Annotated in this window: 14 protein-coding genes and 3 pseudogenes; 11 read left to right on the forward strand and 6 right to left on the reverse strand. The window is 70.4% G+C overall.

Annotation, left to right across the window (positions count from 1 at the left end; all coding sequences use genetic code 11):
- Positions 1-189, forward strand: a pseudogene (locus ACZ4FV_RS36600) (hypothetical protein); the annotation flags it as partial.
- A gap of 9 nt (positions 190-198) precedes the next feature.
- Here the strand turns inward: ACZ4FV_RS36600 and ACZ4FV_RS36605 are convergent.
- Entirely contained in the window at positions 199-522 is a 324-nt protein-coding gene (locus tag ACZ4FV_RS36605) for a hypothetical protein (protein WP_465324789.1), read from the reverse strand.
- Entirely contained in the window at positions 522-857 is a 336-nt protein-coding gene (locus ACZ4FV_RS36610) for a hypothetical protein (RefSeq protein ID WP_465324791.1), read from the reverse strand. The genes ACZ4FV_RS36605 and ACZ4FV_RS36610 overlap by 1 nt, the downstream gene beginning before the upstream one ends.
- A gap of 505 nt (positions 858-1,362) precedes the next feature.
- Between ACZ4FV_RS36610 and ACZ4FV_RS36615 the strand changes: the two genes are divergently transcribed.
- The 3 genes and pseudogenes from ACZ4FV_RS36615 to ACZ4FV_RS36625 form a co-directional block, all read left to right on the forward strand.
- Positions 1,363-1,491 carry a hypothetical protein gene (locus ACZ4FV_RS36615; RefSeq protein WP_465324793.1) on the forward strand — a complete coding sequence of 43 codons (129 nt, stop codon included), beginning with the start codon at positions 1,363-1,365 and terminating at the stop codon, positions 1,489-1,491.
- Positions 1,488-1,613 (forward strand): hypothetical protein, encoded by a 126-nt coding sequence (locus ACZ4FV_RS36620; RefSeq protein ID WP_465324795.1) that lies wholly within the window; start codon positions 1,488-1,490, stop codon positions 1,611-1,613. Before ACZ4FV_RS36615 ends, ACZ4FV_RS36620 begins: the two co-directional genes overlap by 4 nt.
- A gap of 112 nt (positions 1,614-1,725) precedes the next feature.
- Positions 1,726-1,839: pseudogene (locus ACZ4FV_RS36625) on the forward strand (WhiB family transcriptional regulator); the annotation flags it as partial.
- Positions 1,840-1,977: 138 nt separating this feature from the next.
- Here ACZ4FV_RS36625 and ACZ4FV_RS36630 read toward each other — a convergent pair.
- From ACZ4FV_RS36630 to ACZ4FV_RS36645, 4 genes are all read right to left on the reverse strand, one after another.
- Complete coding sequence (locus ACZ4FV_RS36630) at positions 1,978-2,229, reverse strand: hypothetical protein (protein ID WP_465324798.1); 252 nt, start codon at positions 2,227-2,229, stop codon at positions 1,978-1,980.
- A gap of 144 nt (positions 2,230-2,373) precedes the next feature.
- Complete coding sequence (locus tag ACZ4FV_RS36635; protein ID WP_465324800.1) at positions 2,374-2,898, reverse strand: DUF6262 family protein; 525 nt, start codon at positions 2,896-2,898, stop codon at positions 2,374-2,376.
- Positions 2,895-5,381 carry a hypothetical protein gene (locus ACZ4FV_RS36640; RefSeq protein ID WP_465324802.1) on the reverse strand — a complete coding sequence of 829 codons (2,487 nt, stop codon included), beginning with the start codon at positions 5,379-5,381 and terminating at the stop codon, positions 2,895-2,897. Before ACZ4FV_RS36640 ends, ACZ4FV_RS36635 begins: the two co-directional genes overlap by 4 nt.
- Positions 5,381-6,559, reverse strand: coding sequence for a tyrosine-type recombinase/integrase (locus ACZ4FV_RS36645; protein ID WP_465324804.1), 1,179 nt, complete (start codon positions 6,557-6,559; stop codon positions 5,381-5,383). The genes ACZ4FV_RS36640 and ACZ4FV_RS36645 overlap by 1 nt, the downstream gene beginning before the upstream one ends.
- A 120-nt stretch (positions 6,560-6,679) precedes the next feature.
- Between ACZ4FV_RS36645 and ACZ4FV_RS36650 the strand changes: the two are divergent.
- The 7 genes and pseudogenes from ACZ4FV_RS36650 to ACZ4FV_RS36680 form a co-directional block, all read left to right on the forward strand.
- A pseudogene (locus ACZ4FV_RS36650) lies at positions 6,680-6,823 on the forward strand (WhiB family transcriptional regulator); the annotation flags it as partial.
- 209 nt (positions 6,824-7,032) lie between these two features.
- Entirely contained in the window at positions 7,033-7,335 is a 303-nt protein-coding gene (locus ACZ4FV_RS36655) for a hypothetical protein (RefSeq protein ID WP_465324807.1), read from the forward strand.
- Positions 7,336-7,396: 61 nt separating this feature from the next.
- The gene (locus ACZ4FV_RS36660; RefSeq protein WP_465324811.1) at positions 7,397-7,630 is read left to right on the forward strand and encodes a hypothetical protein; all 234 of its coding nucleotides are present in this window, start codon (positions 7,397-7,399) and stop codon (positions 7,628-7,630) included.
- A 141-nt stretch (positions 7,631-7,771) separates the two neighbouring features.
- On the forward strand, positions 7,772-9,328 hold the full coding sequence (locus tag ACZ4FV_RS36665; RefSeq protein ID WP_465324814.1) for a DUF2637 domain-containing protein: 1,557 nt from the start codon (positions 7,772-7,774) through the stop codon (positions 9,326-9,328).
- 124 nt (positions 9,329-9,452) lie between these two features.
- Positions 9,453-9,956 carry a hypothetical protein gene (locus ACZ4FV_RS36670; RefSeq protein ID WP_465324818.1) on the forward strand — a complete coding sequence of 168 codons (504 nt, stop codon included), beginning with the start codon at positions 9,453-9,455 and terminating at the stop codon, positions 9,954-9,956.
- A complete protein-coding gene (locus ACZ4FV_RS36675; protein ID WP_465324820.1) occupies positions 9,953-10,261 on the forward strand; it encodes a hypothetical protein in 309 nt (102 codons plus the stop codon). Before ACZ4FV_RS36670 ends, ACZ4FV_RS36675 begins: the two co-directional genes overlap by 4 nt.
- Before the next feature lie 127 nt (positions 10,262-10,388).
- Positions 10,389-12,629 carry a hypothetical protein gene (locus ACZ4FV_RS36680; protein ID WP_465324822.1) on the forward strand — a complete coding sequence of 747 codons (2,241 nt, stop codon included), beginning with the start codon at positions 10,389-10,391 and terminating at the stop codon, positions 12,627-12,629.
- The last annotated feature ends 4 nt before the right edge of the window (positions 12,630-12,633 follow it).

Genomic DNA, 12,633 nt, shown 5'->3' on the forward strand with positions numbered 1-12,633 from the left:
GTCCGGTTCGGCGGGAGGCCGCGCGGAAAAGGACCCGCCCAGCGGGCACCTCGCCGCGCGGCCGACCCAACGTCCTGGCTCAACGCCTTCCGCCGCCTCCACCGCCGATACGAGGTCAAGGCGGCGCACTTCGGCGCGTTCGTCAGCATCGCTGCCGCATTGATCTGCTATCGCCAATATGCCAAATGAAACGACTTCTTAGATCACCCTGCAGTGGTGCGCTCGGTGCCCTGCCGGTATCTGATTGTTGGCGTCTTTCAGGGCGTTCTTCTTGGCGCTGGCGTGGGTGGATCCTGTCCCGGTTCCATACACCACGTCCACGATGTGCAGGTCGGAGATGCGCTCCACCGGGCATTTCACGTTGACGGTCCATCGCGCGACGACGACGCCGGCGGACGAGCCGGAACCCGAGCCGTCGACGGCCGCAGTCGCGGAACCGACCGGGCCGACGAACCCGAACAGCAGCGCTGCTGCCGCCGCGGCTGCGGAGTGCGCGAGGCGCCTGCCGCGATGGTCGGCCATCAGGACGCCCCCTGCACACCGCTGTTGGGCCCGAGCCCGAGGCGGCACGGTCCCGCCTGCAGCCGCTGGGTCGGGTTGCCCGCCTTCGGGGTGATCCAGCCCGAGTAGGCGTCGGGCCCGTTGCAGTCGGCGATCAGGCGGACCTTGCCCTTGTACACGCGGCACCAGGTGTACGCGTACTGGCCGGTCGTGTGGACCCGGGGGCAGTCGTACTCGGCAGGATTGGCGGACGAGCCGACCCTGCCAGTGGGTACGGCTTGCGCGGGTACGGCCATGGCACCGGTCACCAGCGAGGTGCCGATGACAGCCGCGGTGAGCGCATGACGAAGTCGCATGAGAACTCCCGTTGTTGTTCGAAGCATCCGAAAGAACCGGCCGTCGGGCGGCTTCGGCCCCGAGGCCTTGTCGAGTGAGCGCCCCGTCGAGCGACACGGACGACGAGCAACAAGGCTTTCCGTCGGCGCTGCGAAGAACAACAGCCCTGGGCTGTCCCGAACACTGCGGTGACTGTCCCACCTGGTCAGGGGCCTGTCCGGGTCTGTGTTCGGGACACCAAACAGCCCGCACGGTGGGAAGAACAGGGGTCGATCGGGCCGGCGGTGGGGCGCACGAACCATCTGCGGTCGCCGACATGGAACCGCACCGACGGACGACACCCACGAACCACACCGGGCAGGCCGCCGTGCCCGCCCGGGCCCGGCGTATCCCAGCACCCGTGAGGGCCGACACCGGTTGCGGTGTCGGCCCTCACGGCCGCTGGAACGGCCGAAGAAGCACAAAGCGGCCCCGGGGGTCGAAGCCCCGGAGCCGCAACAGGCCCAACCTGAAGGGAAAACGCCTGTGAACCCCACCGTATCGAACAACAACCCTGTGCCCGCCGAACCCCGGCCCGAAGACGGCGGACAGTCCAACGAGGCGCTGCGCCGGGTCCGGATGGACGCCGCGCGCCGCCGGGCCGAGAAGCGGTGACGGCCGTGAGCGACGAGGACATGGCCGAGCTGGAGCGTCTGCGTGCCAAGGCCGCCGCCGATCTGGCTGCCGCCGAACGCGCGGCCGAGGCCCTGGCCCGCGTGCAGATGGCCGCCCGCTGAACCGCCCGTCCTCGGGGTCGTGCCACCGAACTCCGGTGGCACGGCCCCGTGCACGTACCGATCACCGCACCCACGACACAGGCCGCGCCCGCCGCGGCCGGAGAGGTACTCCATGGACTGGCGCCACGTCGCTGCCTGCCGCGACGAAGACCCGGAGCTGTTCTTCCCGCTCGGCAACACCGGCCCCGCCCTGCTCCAGATCGAGGAGGCGAAGGCGGTCTGCCGCCTTCTCTGGGGGTAACCGTGTGGCGCGAGGCGAGTGGAGACCACTATGTGCAGCTCAGCGCCGGTTCAGCTGAGACTATCGTGTGCAACACATGTGGCACCACTGCCGTTCGACGTGATCCGGCCTCAGCCCTTCAGGTCAGATGTCCTTTTCGGGGCCGACATGACGAAGGACCGTCTCGTACTCGCCGGAGGCGACGAGTCCGTCGATGACCGCGGCCATAGACGCCACGCCCGGGTCGCGGACGATGAGGCCGTCCCAACACCACCAGTAATCGCCTTCCGGGTCTCCTGCCTGGCGCTGGCGGTCCATGATGCGGTGCACCTCGTCGAGCGTGAACACAGTTCCGGACCAGCGTTCGCCATCATCGCGGACGACCCACATGTCCACGTTGCAGACCTCGTCCAGGTCCTCTCCTGCTCCAGGTACGAAACAGATCTCGTATCCATCGCGTTTGACTCGATAGAAGGGCCCGTCCCACATGCTCGCTTACTCCGTAACACTCGATCCTGCGCCGCCCTGAGACGGCCAAGCTCAGGCACGTTGATTCAGTGCTCTGGTCAGATCACGGTTGGCCGCCCTCGCGGCTTCGAGATCAGATCGTGCTTCCTCCAGCGAAGCGGTCAAGTCCACATTCTGCTGCTCCAGCCTCGTGATCTTCCGTTGGAGCTCGTCGATGTCTGCTGGGGCTCCGAGGCCCGACTCCTGCCAGGCCTGGGTCCCCAGCACCTGCGAGAGCCGTTTCTCCAACTGCTGAACGTGGGACGCCAGGCGAGTGTTGCGAGCCTGGGCGTTGGCGAGATCGGCCTGAAGCGAGGCCCGGCTCACCGGCGAAGTGCCTGCCGGGTCCTGGGTCGCAGGTTCGAGCTCGGCCGCGTGCACGATCTCCAGGAGGTCGCGGTGACGGTAGAGGAAGCTGCGATCGACTCCGGCTTGCCGGGCGATCGCAGAGACGCTGATGGGCGTGCCGTTCCTCGCGGCGTTCTTCACTGCGGTGGCGACGCGCTGGCGGCGCCGCTCGGTGTCGGCCTGCCGGCCGTCGCGCATGGCAGGGATCACGGAAGCCTCCAGGGCCTGACGTCGGGAAGCGGCTGGCCGACGCGGGGCATGCCCAGCATCACTGAGCGGCCGCGGCGGACCACGGCGACTGCTTCCTCTATCTGGGAGCGTTCCTCGACGGACAGGTCGTCCAGGTCCGCCTTGACCCGGTTGATGAGGCGGCGGACCCGGCTTATCTCCTCCTCGGAGGGCAGGGCCTCGCTGCGGGCCCAGTCGTCGGCTTCGAAGGCCGACATCAGCCGTTCGCGGCTTTGTAGCAGGTCGGACAGGTATCGCTCCAGGTCCGGAAGGTAGGAGACGTCGGTGCGGAAGTGGTTGCAGCCCACGCAGCGGAACCTGATCGGGCAACTCTGCCCGCCGGCCGCGACGTTGTGGGGCTCCAGGCAGACGCCGTAGGCCGTGGCGACCTCGCCGATGGCTCGCCGCACGTGTTCGGAGTCGAGCAGTCCCTGGGCCTTGCGCCAGACGCGGCTGCCGTGTCGGTCGAACTGCAGGGCGGTGACCCGGTCGACGGCTTCGCGTCGTCGCTCCTGGCTGACCCGGTAGTACGTCTGTGTGGTGGACAATTCGCGATGGTCCATCAAATCCATGAGGACATCCGGCGCGATGCCCTCGTCCGCGTGACGTTGGGCATAGGTGTGGCGGTAGGCGTAGGGAAAGATCCTGGACTTGTCGAACGGCAGCAGCTTCGTCACGGGCTGCCCGTCGACCTCCACCACGACGGGGATCATGATGTCGGCCAACTCGTCGACCCACGCCCGGTGCGCGTCCCCGATCGGGCCGATGGACTTCTTCCCCGCCGGGTTGGCCACGGGACTGGGCAGCAGTTTGAGCATGCCGGTCGGGGTGCCGGGGAATCGCTCGCGTACTCGTTCCTGCTGCTCTGTGATCACGGCGGCGGTCGCCTTAGCGATCGGCAGACGGCGGCCCAGCCGGTAGTTCTTGTGGTTGTCGTAGAGCAGGATGAGCGAACCGTCCGGGTCCTTGGCCAGACAGTCCCACTTCAACGTGGCGATCTCGTCGGGCCGTCGCCCGGTGTCGATCACCAGCTCGGTGGCGACGCGGTACTCGCGGTTGCTGGTCTTCTCCAGCAGGTCGAGGTTGTCGCAGAGCTCTCGCATCACCTCGTCCGGCAGGTCCCGGCCGGCCTCGGCGTCCTCGGGCTCGTCCGGGATGTCCTGGCTGGACAACGTGAAGTCGCTCGGCAGGCCCTCCAGTATCTGGCCGGGCCCGGTCAGCCCCATGACCCGGATCCTGTTCGTGATCTGCCGGACGTAACGGATCACGTTGACCCGATGGTGTGCGCCGAACGTGCCGGTCTCGGCGAGGAAGGCGACCCGATTGCAGAAATTGACCATGTCCGTGCGGCCGAGGAGCCTTGGCTGCCGGCCGGCGTCCTCACGCTGCAGCCGCAGGCTCTCCGAGAGCAACGTCATGCCGCGGATCATGTTCTGCAACGCACTGGCGACGGACCGGCCCCGCCGTCGCGGGAGCTCGTCGTAGGCCCATATCTTGACCGCTTCGCGGAAATGCCTGTGATGGATCTTGCTGAAATTGAGCGTGCCGTTGTGCCCGAAGACCACCAAGTCCCATACGTCTTCGAGTCGTTCGGTCTCCGGAGTCGTCCCCAATCGGCGCAGAGCCGTCCGGGCGCCTCGGACGAGCATTCGGAGGTCGCCGGTCGTTTCCGCGCGAACCAGGTCCGCGTCCTCGAGTGCTTCCAGGCTCGGGACCCCAAGGAGCCGCAGCCGGTCGCAGAGCTGCCGGAACCGGTGGTCGCGGGTCTTCACGTCCCGCGCGGTGCGGACCTGCAGGCAGTAGAGCAGCTCGGCGGCCAGCCGGTCGGGCAGACCCCTCAGGCTGACCTCCCGGCCGACGGCCACCGCCGGTGTCGTCAGGCGCCACCGCTGTTCGTCACCGTCGAAGCTCCCGCGTCGGCGTTCGATGGCGAGCCGCGCGGAGTGCACGTCGCAGTAGACGTTTCCCTCTCTGCCTCGCACCCGGTAACAGGAGGCGACCCGGCAAGGCCCGATGCCGGCCAGCGGCCGCAGATTCGGGCGTTGGAGGAAGTCCTCCAGCGTCGGGTCGCCCGACCTCGACCATTGGTAGTGGTGCGCTGAGCAGACGCGGGCGGCAACCGACCTGCACGGCCGTTCACAGCCCGGCACCCGGCAAAGCGTCTGGCCGATGCTTCGGTATTGGCCGGTCCTGCCTCCGGCGGTGAAGTCCTCCAGGGACAACCCGGACTTCCTCCAGCGGATCGTGCAGCCCACACACATCGGTTCGCCGAGCACGGTCCCCGTGACGCAGCCGGAGATCCGGCAGTCCGGCATTCCCAGCACCGGGTGGCTCTTGGGATAGCGGACCACCCGCACGTCCCAGTCCCAGCCGAGCAGGCTCAGGAAGTCGACGTCCAGCGCGGCGACGATCTCCCGCATCCTCAGGTCCTGCGGCTCCTGGGCCGGAGACAGCGGCGTCGCCATCAGATCTCCCCGAATCCGGGCCGGACCCGCGGCGACGGAACCCGTTCGATCGCCTCGCGCAGCCGGGCCCGATCGGGGATCAGATAGGGCCGGGCAGACCCCGGGTGCGTCTGCCCGAGCAGGACCTGCACCTCGTCCAACGACCCGCCGGCGTCCGAGACATTGCTGCCGAACGCCCGGCGTGCCATGTGCGGGCCCACCTTCCGGGACAACTTCGCGCGCCGGCTCAAGCGCTCGAAGAGCTCACCCAACGCATCGGGCGTCATGGGCGCCCCGAGCGGCTCGCGGAACAGGTTCACCAGCAGGAAGTCGCTGCCGCCTGCCCCCAGGATCTCGTGGCGTTCGTCGACGTACTGGTCGAAGGCCTGGACCACGAGGAAGTCCAGCGGTTGGGTCCACGCCTGCTTCGACTTCGACCAGGCGCCGTTGCTGTTCTCACGGCGCCGAACGTGCAGATGAGCACTCTTGTGGTCGCAGCCCAGGGCCCGGGAATCGGGCAGCAGGTGGCAGTCGCCGCGGCGCAGACCGGCCACCTGGCCGCGGCGCAGCCCGACCCGGCCGTGCAGCAGCACGACCAGCCGGTCCCGGGCACTGCGGCACTCCAGGAACATCGCCACCAGTTCCTCGTCGGAGGCCCGGTCCACATCCGCCTCCGGCTCCCGCACCCGGTGACGGGCCCGGAGCCGGTAGGACAGACCGCTGTCCTCGCCCTGGGCCTCCACCGGCAAGTCCCGGCTGTCCGCCAGCTCATAGATCTGCCCGAGGACCGAGCGCGGTGCCTCGCCCACCGACACCGCGTACGACAACAGCCCCCGTACTGCCGACAACACGGCGTTGATCCGCCGCTCCCCCCGGGCCGGCTCCGACCCCGGACCCGGCACCACCGGCGCGGAGCCGCCGTCCGGCGTCGAAGGCGTGTACTTCAGCCAGACCATGAACAAGCCCAAGTCCCGTGCTGCCGTGGGCCATTGACGCCCGGTCGCCTGACACCAGCGCAGGTACAACGACGCGCCGCCGGCGAACGCCTTCGTCGTCAACTCGGCCCGGCTCCGGCCGAACCGCAAGAAACGCAGCCACTGATCAGCGACCGGTACCACCAGGAGGTCGTCGTCGACGACCGTCCAGTACCGCACTCCAGACGGCAAATCCACAGGAAAGGCCCGCACTTGCAACTCCATGATCTGACGGTTGATGCAACAACCCGCCACAGAGCCGCACCCCCTGAGAATGACTCTCAGAAGATCAACTTAGCCTCTCTACACAACGTCACACCACACTGGGTTGCCCCCCAGAGAAGCCGCCGTTGCCCCGTGATGGAGCAGTGCCTGGGCTGGGCGTTGGAGTCCGGCCAGGACGCGGGTGTGTGGGGAGGGTTGAGCGAGGACGAGCGCCGCGCGCTCAAGCGCCGCGCCGCCCGCAACCGCGCCCGCGCCGCGGCCTGACCCGTCGTCTACCGGCGGCGGCCACCAGGACGACGGCATCGAAAGGGGTCCGGCGGCACCGACCGCCGCGCCCCGGCGGTCCGACCCGCCCCGGTCCCTCCCGTCCCGGCGACACGCGCCCACCGACACCCGACCGAAGTACGTCGCGGGCCGGTCACCCAATCACCGACCCGCGACCCGGCGAACACCCCCAACACCCAGGAGCCACCGTGAACACCATGCCCGGGCCCGGCGCCCGACACATCGACACCCCGCCCCCCGCCACCACTCCGGCCGCGATGGCCGGCCGCCTCCAGGCGCTGCTCGGCATCCCGGCCGAGTTCTTCGAGGGCATGCCCGGCGCCGGTACCGAGGGCCGGGCCCGCGACCTGCTCGACGTCGACCCCTACCTCGCCGTCCGCGCCCCCGCCCTCATGAACACCGTGATGCGCGGCCGCGACGGCCTGGACACGGTCCCGCTCGTGGTCGCCACGCCCGGGTTGACCACCGACGACATGCGCCGGGCCGCGTGACCTCCGCCCTGCCGCCGCGCGGCACCCAGCCACCGTCGATCCCGACCGGAGAAGAACACCGATGACCTACGTCCTGATCGCCCTGATGTGGCTGTTCCTCGCCGCCGGCCTGTGGTTCGTCGTGTGGGTGCTGTTCGGCTGCCCCGTCTCTCGCGACCGTTCCGACACCGACACACCGGACGCCCCGTGCCTCTGCGGCTGCGGCCGCACCTCGCCGCACTGCCCGTGCGGCGACCACCCCCACCACTCCGCCACCGATCGTGCTGCGCGGCTCCCGCGCCGCGCCGCCCGCTGACCACGCAGCCCACGGCTGACGGTTGCCCGATCCGCCGCGCCCCCGGTTCCGGGGTCGCGGCGGTGAGGAGAGCCGGCCAACCCGGGAGCTCCCGGCTCCACCGGTCCACCCATTTTCTCGTCCTCGGAAACGGAGTACGTCATGACCACCCCCACCACTACCCCGGTACCCGATCCGCTCCCGGACCGGGAGAAGAAGGGCAAGAGGCGGCCGAAGCCGTTCTCACGCGGCGAGAGATGGCTGCTGGTCCTGTGTGTCACGCTCGCGGGCGGGGTGTCCGGGCTCGGCCTGGTCTCCTCCTACAGCGCCGTGGAGGCCAAGGCCGCCGCGCCGCTGTCCGAGGGCGGCTGGGCGTTCACCGACCCGTGGATGCTGCCGATCGGCATCGACCTGAGCATCCTCGGCTTCTCCCTGGTCAACCTGCTGCTGATTCGCTCCGGGCGGCGACTGGCATGGGTGGCGTGGGTGCCGCGCGCGGGCGCGGGCGTGACGATCTGGTTGAACTGGGCGTCGTCGGTGTCGCTCCCCGCGCAGCTGGGCCACGCGGTCCTCGCGAGCCTGTGGGTCGTCTTCTCCGAGATCGCCGCCCACCTGTACGCCTCGCACATCGGCGAGGCCGACGAGCGCGAACGCATGGAGGGAGTGCGGCTGTCCCGCCGTCTGTTGTCGCCGGTCGCTTCGGCGCGGATCGCGAGGCAGATGACGCTGTGGGAGATCCCCTCCTACGAGGTGGCGCTGCGGCGGGACCAGGAGCGGCTGGTCTATCGGCAGATGCTGCACAAGAAGTACGACAAGATGTGGAAGCGGCTGGCGACTTCGGAGGAACTTCTGCCGCTTCGCCTCGCCAAGTTCGGACTTTCGGTCGACGAGGCCTTGGACGTGCCCGCCGACGCAGCCGAGCGGGAGCGCCTTCGGGCCGAACGCGAGCGCTTTCGGCAAGCCGAAAGCGAGCTTCGCCGAGTCGAAAGCGAAGCGCGGATCCGCACCGCGCAACTGGAAGCGGAGGCCGCCGCGATCCGTGCGGAAGGACAACTCGCGCTCGCGCGGACCGAGGCGCAGAACGCGGCTTCGACCGAGCTTCGGCGGGCCGAAGAAGAGCTTCGGCTACGTGAGGCGAGGGCCCAGGCGGACGTCGCGCGGATCGCGGCGGAGGCCGAGGCCGAGGCCGCCCGCACCCGCCGCGAGGCGGAGGAAGAGCAGCTCAGGTGGGACGCGAACCGGCTGCGCGCCGAACTGGAGGCGAGGGCACGGGAGTCGGCGGAGGCTGCCGAGGCCCGGGCCCGTGAGGCTGCGGCCGAGGCGGAGCGCGAGCGGGCCGAGGCCGAGGCGGCGAAAGCCGCCGAGGAGGCCGCCGAAAGCCGGGCGCGGGTCGCCGAAAGGGAGCGGGCCGAGGCCGAAAGTCGGGCGAAGGCCGCCGACAGCGAGGCCGAGTGGGCCGCCGCGCAACTGCGGATCGCCCGCGACCGTCAGGACGCCGCGGCGGCCGAGGCGAAAGCCGCGGAGCTCGAAGCCGAAGCCCGGATGACGCCGACCGAAAGGGACGTGCGCCGTGTGGCCGCGATGATCCGCGAACTCGGCGACGAAGCGCTCACGTTGGAGGACATCGCCGCAAGCCTCGGCGTCTCCGTCACCACCGCGCACGACCGGCGCAAGCGCGCCCGAAAGCTCCTCGGGATTGCCGAAGGCGTCCCGGCCTGACCCGAAGAACGCGTTGCCGACGGTTCCGCCGGCCCCCGAGACGCCGTAATCGCCTCGGGGACCGGCGAAGGCGCCGTGCGCCGCACCGAAGATCCCACTCCCCCACCGGAAGAGGAAGGCCCTGATGAACACCAACGACGCCGAGGAAGCGTCCCGGCACGCCGCGTTGATGCGCAGCGTGGCGCAGGATCCGGAGGCGTACGCGAGGTACCTGGCCGATGTGCAGCGGGTGTTGCTGGGCATCGGCGCGAACCTGGAGTTGCTCCAGCGCGAGACGCGGGTGCATCTGCGGGGCGTGCACGTGGAGGGCGATCGCTGGTACCAGGCCCGGCTGCGTGCGCGGCCGGTCGAGAGCGCGCTGCGCGAGGTGCTCAAGCATGTCCACGGCCTCACCGACGGCCTGGAGAAGAGCACCCACAAGCGGCGCGCCCACGCCGAGGAGGTCGATGCCCTGCCCCGCCGCCGCAAGGAAAGGGAATTGGCGCGGGAACGCAAAAGGAATCCCGCCCTGCGGTCCGCACCGAACGCCGCCGGCGATGCGGAAAGGGGCTCTACGGGCGGGAATTCGGGTTATGGTGGTCCCGCGTCGATTTACGATCTCGGTCGCGACCGAGGGAAGTCCGCATGAGCCGGCCCCGCACCAGTGCCGAACTCCGGTCGGAGAAACGCCGGGAATGGTTCGCGCGGGAGGACAGCAGAGCCCGCGAGTTGCGCGGCGAGTCGGGTGCGATGGAAATCTGGTTCCGTCTGGTCCGCACCGCGATCGCCAAGGAAGTCAAAGCCGGCCGGTCGGAAGCCCGCGACGCCTACGCGCTCGTCAACCGTCTGTTCCTGACCGCGATGCAGCACAGGGCGACCGGCGATCGACGGATCTGGGACGACCTCCTGAAGTACGCCGAGGCCGTCGTCGACCGACACCCCCCGCGTCACTGACCGCGACCACGAGGCCCCCACGAACTCGTCGTGGGGGCTTCGCGCGCGAAAAGCGTGCCCGCGTGCCCGCGTGCGCGCGTGCACGCGGAGATCACCGTCTGTCAAGTCCACCCCGAGAGGAGATCCCGTGTCCGACGACCGGGACGACGGCCGGGTGCTGCCGTTCCCCGACCGCGGCGACGCCTCGTACGTCCCGCCGCCCATCCCCACCTACCCCGACACCGTCCCCCCGCCGGACGACGATGACGATCCCGATGCGTCGGAAATCCGGCAGCACACACCCGAGTTCCCGCCCATTCCCATTCCGGATCCGGCGGCAGCCGTGCGCTCCGAGGGCATTCCGAATCGGAGCGACGAGGAATCCGACGAGGAAAATGACGAAGATATCGACGGTGAATACGCCCACCGAAGGTCCTTCGCCGATCGGTTCGGCGACTGGTTGGAATACCTGGTCGCGAAGGGTCAGATCCGCCTGGCGGAGGAAAGTGCTTTTCGCGAGGCGGAGATAGCTCGGAAGGTCGCGCTGCTCCAGGCGCGGACGGACCGCGACGTCGGGATGATCGAGGCGAACGGAAAGCTCCGCCAGGCCCGGGTGAAGGGGCGGGCCGACCGCGCAGGGGCCCGGGGCAAGGCGGACACCGGCGGCTCGGGCGGCTCGCGGGGGAACTCGGGCGGGTCCGGCGGCGCCAAGGGCGGCTTCAAAGGCGGTTCGGGAGCGTCCGGGGCCCGTAACAACTCCGGCCCCGGTGGGGGTTCCGGGCGCAGGTCCGGCCCCGGCGGCTCGGGTGCCGGCGGGTCGAAGGGCTCGGGCGGCTCCCCGCCGGGTGGCGGCAAGGGCTCGGGCGCCGGGCGGGTCGGTGGCGCCGGAACCGGGGCCGGGTCGAAGGGCTCGGGCGGCGGCCGGGGTCCCGGCACCACGGGCGCGGGCTCCGGCGGCGGTAAGGGTTCCGGCGGGGGCTCGGGCAAGTCGTCGGGGCCCGGCAAGACCGGCGGGACGGGTTCGGGCAAGTCGTCCGGGTCCGGCAGGACCGGCGGGACGGGTTCGGGCGGCGAGTCCGGCGGCAAGAGCCCGTCCGGTGGCAAGTCCGGTTCCGGCGGCGGGAATTCGGGGAGCACGGGCACCGGCGGGAAGACCCCGAAGGGTACCGGCAAGGACGGCACAAAGGCCTCTGAACGGCCCTCCGACGGCCGGGACGAGGCTTCCGGGGCCAAGGACTCGACCCGGGGCTCGAAAGGCCGGCAGAACGGCGCCAAGGGCCGCGGGGGCGGGCGTTCCGATGCCGATCCGGACGACGTCTGCGAGGTCGATTGGGACGCCGTGCGCCGCGCCGCCGAGGCGGCCAACCGCGGGGACGTCGAAGAGGCCAAACGCATCATCGCCGCGTGCAAGGACCCGCGCTGCACGGCCTGGGAGACGCTGCGCCTGCTCGACGACCCCGTCGCCCCCGACGCCTCGGGGACCACCGACAAGCCGGACCCGGACCCCGACACCGGCCGAGAGCACGCACGCGACGACCGAGGCAACGACAAGGACCGTGGGCAGGACGATGCGGGACAGGGCGACGCGGGCGACGACAGGACCCGCGATCGCAAGGACACGGACGGCGGGCGCCGTCGGATGCGCGAACGCATCGCGGAATTCCTGGACGGACTGCGGGAGTGGGCGGAGAACCTCCGCCACCACCACCGGGACCAGGACCAGCCCGACGGGCCCACGGTGTTCTGGCAGACGGAGGTCGTCGAGGACGAGCGCCGCCCCCCACGCGACCCCGGAACACCGGGGCCACCGGCGGCCGTCGCACCCGGCCCGCAGGCCCTGGCAGCCGCGGCCGAACCACCCCACACCACGCGCCCGGGCGCCACCCGACCCCCGACCCCCGAGGGCGACCACTCACCCGGGCCCGCACCCGCCGCGCCCGACCACAGCAAGGAGAACAGCGTGAGCAGCAGGCCACCGGCCAATGCCTCGGCCCAGGGCGGGCTCGCCGCCCGACACCGCACCGAGACCACGTTCGAGCAGTACCTGCAGGACATGGCCAAGATCGCGTTGGACGCCCGGACCGATCAGGACGAGATCGAGACGATGGCCCAGGACGTCGGCAAGATTGCGGACGCCATGCGGGAGATGTCCGCCGACCTGGCCGGCGACCACAACATCGACACCCGCGTCACCAGCAGGATCGCCGACCTCGCGGACGCCGCCGACCGCATGAAGGCCCAGGCCCGGCGGTGCGCCGAGGAGTGCGAGGCCGCGTACGAGGCGGCGGCCACGGTCGCCCGCGACGTCGCCCGGGTCTACGGCGAGGACATGATCGCCGTCGTCGACGCGGGCCTGAGGCACGCATCCGCCGCCGCCCACCACGAGTGAACCC

This window comes from Embleya sp. NPDC025285, from assembly GCF_055558835.1.

Bases quoted from the DNA above. Each gene is read 5' to 3' on its own strand.
- ACZ4FV_RS36675 (WP_465324820.1), top strand. From the start codon at position 9,953: ATGAGCCGGCCCCGCACCAGTGCCGAACTCCGGTCGGAGAAACGCCGG.
- ACZ4FV_RS36670 (WP_465324818.1), top strand. From the start codon at position 9,453: ATGAACACCAACGACGCCGAGGAAGCGTCCCGGCACGCCGCGTTGATG.
- ACZ4FV_RS36665 (WP_465324814.1), top strand. From the start codon at position 7,772: ATGACCACCCCCACCACTACCCCGGTACCCGATCCGCTCCCGGACCGG.
- ACZ4FV_RS36660 (WP_465324811.1), top strand. From the start codon at position 7,397: ATGACCTACGTCCTGATCGCCCTGATGTGGCTGTTCCTCGCCGCCGGC.
- ACZ4FV_RS36605 (WP_465324789.1), bottom strand. From the start codon at position 522: ATGGCCGACCATCGCGGCAGGCGCCTCGCGCACTCCGCAGCCGCGGCG.
- ACZ4FV_RS36640 (WP_465324802.1), bottom strand. From the start codon at position 5,381: ATGGCGACGCCGCTGTCTCCGGCCCAGGAGCCGCAGGACCTGAGGATG.
- ACZ4FV_RS36645 (WP_465324804.1), bottom strand. From the start codon at position 6,559: ATGGAGTTGCAAGTGCGGGCCTTTCCTGTGGATTTGCCGTCTGGAGTG.
- ACZ4FV_RS36610 (WP_465324791.1), bottom strand. From the start codon at position 857: ATGCGACTTCGTCATGCGCTCACCGCGGCTGTCATCGGCACCTCGCTG.